Source organism: Marinibaculum pumilum (assembly GCF_042646425.1).
GTDB classification, from domain to species: domain Bacteria; phylum Pseudomonadota; class Alphaproteobacteria; order Ferrovibrionales; family Ferrovibrionaceae; genus Marinibaculum; species Marinibaculum pumilum.
On record NZ_JBHRTR010000033.1, the window covers coordinates 1 to 1,009 of the forward strand.

A 1,009-nucleotide genomic window follows, 5' to 3' on the forward strand; every position below is an offset into this window, starting at 1 on the left:
CGCCGCTCTTCGGACGGCAGGAGGGGCTGCCCTTGGCGGGCGCCTGGCGTCGGAGATCGGCCGCGAGCTGGGACGGCTGGAGATCGTGCTGGAGCAGCTTGCTGAAGTGGAGGCCGAGCGCGACGCGATCGCGGCGGGCAAGGCTGAGGCGTGCCATCCCCAGGGCGAGAAGATCCGCCAGCTGACGATGCTCAAGGCGATCGGGCCGGAAACCGCCACGGTGCTTGTCGGCGAAGCCTTCTGGCGCCCGTTCGCCAATCGCCGCCAGCTGGGCGCCTATGCCGGGCTCGACCCGAGCCCGTTCGCCAGCGGCAGCAGCGATCGTGACCAGGGGATCGCCAAGTCGGGCAATGCCCGCTTGCGCACTCTGATGGTGGAGCTGGCCTGGATGTGGCTGCGCTACCAGCCTGACAGCGCGCTCAGCCGGTGGTTCCGCGAGCGTGTGGGCGACCTCAAGGGCCGGCCCCGCCGGATCGCCGTCGTGGCACTGGCTCGCAAGCTGCTGGTCGCGTTGTGGCGCTACCTGGAGACCGGCGAGGTGCCTGACGGTGCCATCCTGAAGGCCGCCTGAATGCACCCGAGCGCCTGAACGAAGAGGACCGCCGCAATGACGAGGACACCCCAGCGGTGAAGCGATCCAGGGAGGATGTGTGACCGGTTCCGGGCATGGCATGACAACGCCTCGGTCAAGATGGGTCCCATCCCTCCTTGGAGCCTGCCGCCTTCGCACGCCGATGCACGAAGGACCTTGGTCCGGGCCGGCAGGCCCGACCGGATATAAGTTGATGCGGTGCGCGCCGCATGTCGCAAAAGGCTCCAATCCCTGGATCGATCCCGCCTGGCACAGACGGAGCGAGAAACGATGCAAGACCGAGCAAACTGATGCCGCCTTGCGGCGGCAGGCGAGCCGCACGAATGCGCCATGTCCCTGCGCGACCTGCGTCCCGCCCGACAGAAAAAGCTGCTGCAAATCTACCGGCAACGCCTTGACACAAGCCGCCTCATATAA

At 67.4% G+C, this 1,009-nt stretch carries 1 protein-coding gene; it reads left to right on the forward strand.

Features of this window, described 5'->3' with window-relative positions; all coding sequences use genetic code 11:
* Positions 1–571, forward strand: a 571-nt coding sequence (locus ACFOGJ_RS19835) for a transposase (RefSeq protein WP_379903789.1), incomplete at its 5' end; no start/stop codon positions are given.
* Positions 572–1,009 lie beyond the last annotated feature (438 nt).